Source organism: Mesorhizobium sp. M7A.F.Ca.CA.002.15.2.1 (genome assembly GCF_003998715.1).
GTDB lineage: Bacteria > Pseudomonadota > Alphaproteobacteria > Rhizobiales > Rhizobiaceae > Mesorhizobium > Mesorhizobium ciceri.
This window is the reverse complement of sequence record NZ_RZPI01000598.1, coordinates 1-3,558: the sequence shown is the minus strand read 5'-3', so window position 1 is coordinate 3,558 and position 3,558 is coordinate 1. Positions and strand designations below refer to the sequence as shown.

The following is a 3,558-nucleotide window of genomic DNA, read 5'->3' as shown; positions in this document are numbered from 1 at the left end:
CGGCATTGTTGCGCTTCGGCACGGAATGAAGCTCGAAAAGCTTCATCAACGGGGTCAGCACATCGAGATCGGTGATGCGGGCGAACATGCGCACCAGCGCACGGTCCTTGGAATCGGGGGGCAGCAGCGCCGGTTCTGGAAACCGTTCCTCGAGATATTCGGCGATGACCACCGATTCGACGATCGTCTCGCCCGAGCCGGTGATCAGCACCGGAATCCGGTTCATCGGCGAGATGGCGCGAAACTCTTCCGGGATGGGAAAACCGGGCGGCGGCGCGATGATCTTGAGTGGCACGTCCTTGATGTAGGCCAATGCCCGCACGATCGACGAGTAGGGCGACAACGGCCGCGAATAGAGTTTCATGACCGTCTCTCTCCCCAATGAACCAGACTTGCTCCAAAGAGACAGGAATGTCCGGCTGTTTTCAAGCTGTTCGCTTCGATATCGTCAGGCAGCGATGCCGAGGGCGCTCTCGAACAGTCCGCGGCCGTCGGTACCGCCATGAGCTGCTTCGATCAGGTTTTCCGGATGCGGCATCAGCCCGAGCACATTGCCTTGGCTGTTGACGATGCCGGCAATGTCGTTGATCGAGCCGTTGGGGTTGGTGCCCTCGGCATAGCGGAACACCACCTGGCCTTCGCCTTCGAGACGGGCAAGCGTGTCGGCGTCGGCGAAATAATTGCCGTCATGATGCGCGACCGGCGAGCGGATGATCTGGCCCGGCTGATAGCGGCGGGTGAACATGGTGTTGGCATTGGTGATCTCGAGCTTCACCTGCCGGCAGACGAATTTCAGCGAGGTGTTGCGCATCAAGGCGCCCGGCAACAAGCCGGCCTCGACCAGGATCTGGAAACCGTTGCAGACGCCGATGACCGTCACGCCCGCGGCCGCTTTTTCGGCCACTGCCCGCATGACCGGCATGCGCGCGGCGATCGCGCCACAGCGCAGATAGTCGCCGAAGGAAAAACCGCCCGGAATGGCGATCAGATCGACATCGGGGATTTCGGTGTCGGTTTGCCAGACGGTGACCGGCGGTGTTCCCGAAATCTTGGTCAGCGCCGCGATCATGTCGCGGTCGCGATTGAGGCCAGGCAGGAGGACGACGGCGGATTTCATTTTCTTAGTGATTCCCAAACTCGTCTAGGGCGAACCCATATTCGATTGCTGAGTAAATTTCGAGCAGGTACTGCTCTGCAATGTCTTCAACAACCACATATTTCACGCTGAGTGTCTTCAATCGCTCGATCTCTGCCCGAAAAACTTCAACGAAAGCCGGGTCTTTTTGAAGGTCTTTCCTGCCGGAACCTTTGCGATATGTGGGCTTTAGCCCTAGCTTTTGACGAGCGCGTTTGAAGGCATACGCAGCAGAACCATGATCTTGCCGGAGATGGTTCTTTAATCGCTGTGAGAGATTGTTCGTACGCCCGATTCTTTCGGGAGTGCCATCCTCCAAGAATAAATACACACCCGGCTCTGGTGGAAATTTATCCAGAAAGCCACGGGCTATTGCATCGTCGAGTCGGTGGAATAGCTCCACAACGTTGCTTGCATGTTTTGCAAAGACTGAGTTCAATCAGCCTATCTCCACCGCGTAATTCTCAATCACCGTATTCGCCAGCAGCTTGTCGCACATGGCCTTGAGGTCGGCTTCGGCCTTGGCCTTGTCGCTTTCCGCCAGCTCGACGTCGAACACCTTGCCCTGCCGCACCGTGCCGACGCCGCCGAAGCCCAGGCCGGACAATGCGTGTTCGATCGCCTTGCCCTGCGGGTCGAGCACGCCGTTCTTGAGGGTGACGGTAATGCGGGCCTTGATCACGCTGGACATGCTCCTGTTCTGATTATCGGGTCGCAAACCGCGATCAGTGCGGCTTGCCTTTGAGGCCGTCGGTCGAGGCGACGAGCACCGGGCCGGTCGGGCGCGGCGGCTCGTTCTCGTTCATGATGCCGAGGCGGCGGGCAACTTCCTGGTAGGCCTCGACGAGGCCGCCCATGTCGCGGCGGAAACGGTCCTTGTCGAGCTTGTCCTGCGTCGCCACGTCCCACAGGCGGCAGGAGTCCGGCGAGATCTCGTCGGCGACGACGATGCGCATCATGTCGCCTTCGAACAGGCGGCCGCATTCGATCTTGAAGTCGACGAGCTGGATGCCGACGCCCATGAACAGGCCGGAGAGGAAGTCGTTGACGCGGATCGCCAGCGCCATGACGTCGTCGATCTCCTGCGGGCTCGCCCAGCCGAACGCGGTGATGTGCTCTTCCGACACCATCGGGTCGTCGAGCGCGTCGGCCTTGTAATAGAATTCGATGATCGAGCGCGGCAGAACGGTGCCTTCCTCGATGCCGAGCCGCTTGGACAGCGAACCGGCGGCGACATTGCGCACCACCACTTCGAGCGGAATGATCTCGACTTCCTTGATCAGCTGCTCGCGCATGTTCAGACGGCGGATGAAATGGGTCGGAATGCCCATGCGGTTCAAATGGTTGAAAATATACTCGGAAATGCGGTTGTTGAGGACGCCCTTGCCGTCGATGACCTCGTGCTTCTTCTTGTTGAACGCGGTTGCATCATCCTTGAAGAACTGGATAAGCGTGCCCGGTTCGGGTCCCTCATAGAGTATCTTGGCCTTGCCTTCATAAATGCGGCGGCGATTTTTCATCTGATTTTTCTCTGGGGTTCCGGACAGGCGGTATCAGACCATTTCCTGTCCGTCTGCCTGAAATAGTGCGGCTACGGTAGGGTTCAATGCCGGGTCTATCCCAATCACATCGTTTGCTCAATCGGCAAATCCTTCCAATCAACCGCTTTCGGGACTGAAATGCCGCAGCGCAGCATGCGATGAAGCATATTGACCGGCCCGCGACCTTTTGGTTTGTGCTTTGACAACGCACATATTCACCGCCAACGAATCGAATTTGACCCGGAGGGACGCCATGAGCAGCATGAAAGACCGTGAAGAGGGCTTTGAGCGTAAATTCGCATTCGACGAGGAGCTTCGGTTCAAGGCCTCGGCGCGCCGCAACAAGGCGCTCGGCCTGTGGGCCGCCGAAAAGCTCGGAAAGTCCGGCGCCGATGCCGACGCCTATGCCAAGGAAGTGGTTATCTCCGACATCGAGGAGGCCGGCGACCACGACGTGTTCCGCAAGATCCGCGGGGATTTCGACGCGGCCGGCGTCGAGCAGTCGGACCACCAGATCCGCCGCACCATGGACGAACTGATGGCGCAGGCGATCGAGCAGATCAAGAACACCTGATCCGGGCCATGCGCTGATCCCGCGGCCATACGCTGGACCAATCGACCGCCCGGCCTATCCGGGCGGTTTTTCTTTGCCTTTGCCGCCGTTTCCGGCTGAAACTGCGGTCGCTAACAAGGAAAGAGTTCATGTCCCTGAAGTCCCGCCTCGCGGCCGATGAAACGTTGTTCACCGCATGGTCCGGTGTGCCGGATGCCTTGACGGTCGAGATCGTCGCCAAGCAGGGTTTCGATGCCGTCACGCTCGACATGCAGCATGGCGGCCATCACGAAGACAGCGTGCTGCGTGGCCTGGTGCCGGTGCTCGCT

The 3,558-nt window shown here is 59.2% G+C and carries 6 protein-coding genes and 1 pseudogene; 2 read left to right on the top strand and 5 right to left on the bottom strand.

The window, feature by feature from the left end; genetic code table 11:
• The 5 genes from ENZ74_RS25865 to purC all read right to left on the bottom strand — a co-directional run.
• The coding region (locus ENZ74_RS25865) for a glutathione S-transferase family protein (protein ID WP_164761209.1) at nt 1-364 on the bottom strand (364 nt) is incomplete at its 3' end.
• Between the two features lie 84 nt (nt 365-448).
• Entirely contained in the window at nt 449-1,117 is a 669-nt protein-coding gene (gene purQ, locus ENZ74_RS25860) for a phosphoribosylformylglycinamidine synthase subunit PurQ (protein WP_024504558.1), read from the bottom strand.
• A gap of 4 nt (nt 1,118-1,121) precedes the next feature.
• A complete protein-coding gene (locus ENZ74_RS25855) occupies nt 1,122-1,574 on the bottom strand; it encodes a hypothetical protein (protein ID WP_063167821.1) in 453 nt (150 codons plus the stop codon).
• Entirely contained in the window at nt 1,575-1,817 is a 243-nt protein-coding gene (purS, locus tag ENZ74_RS25850) for a phosphoribosylformylglycinamidine synthase subunit PurS (RefSeq protein ID WP_063170213.1), read from the bottom strand. It abuts the gene before it with no gap.
• Nucleotides 1,818-1,860: 43 nt separating this feature from the next.
• Nucleotides 1,861-2,655, bottom strand: coding sequence for a phosphoribosylaminoimidazolesuccinocarboxamide synthase (purC, locus tag ENZ74_RS25845; protein WP_013532127.1), 795 nt, complete (start codon nt 2,653-2,655; stop codon nt 1,861-1,863).
• A 274-nt stretch (nt 2,656-2,929) separates the two neighbouring features.
• On the opposite strand from purC, the gene ENZ74_RS25840 reads away from it, so the two are divergent.
• Together ENZ74_RS25840 and ENZ74_RS25835 are read left to right on the top strand one after the other, a co-directional pair.
• Entirely contained in the window at nt 2,930-3,250 is a 321-nt protein-coding gene (locus ENZ74_RS25840) for a DUF1476 domain-containing protein (RefSeq protein ID WP_013532126.1), read from the top strand.
• 128 nt (nt 3,251-3,378) lie between these two features.
• Nucleotides 3,379-3,558: pseudogene (locus ENZ74_RS25835) on the top strand (2,4-dihydroxyhept-2-ene-1,7-dioic acid aldolase); the annotation flags it as partial.

Excerpts from the sequence above, each read along its gene's own strand:
- purQ (WP_024504558.1), bottom strand. The coding sequence starts at position 1,117 with ATGAAATCCGCCGTCGTCCTCCTGCCTGGCCTCAATCGCGACCGCGAC.
- purC (WP_013532127.1), bottom strand. The coding sequence starts at position 2,655 with ATGAAAAATCGCCGCCGCATTTATGAAGGCAAGGCCAAGATACTCTAT.
- ENZ74_RS25840 (WP_013532126.1), top strand. The coding sequence starts at position 2,930 with ATGAGCAGCATGAAAGACCGTGAAGAGGGCTTTGAGCGTAAATTCGCA.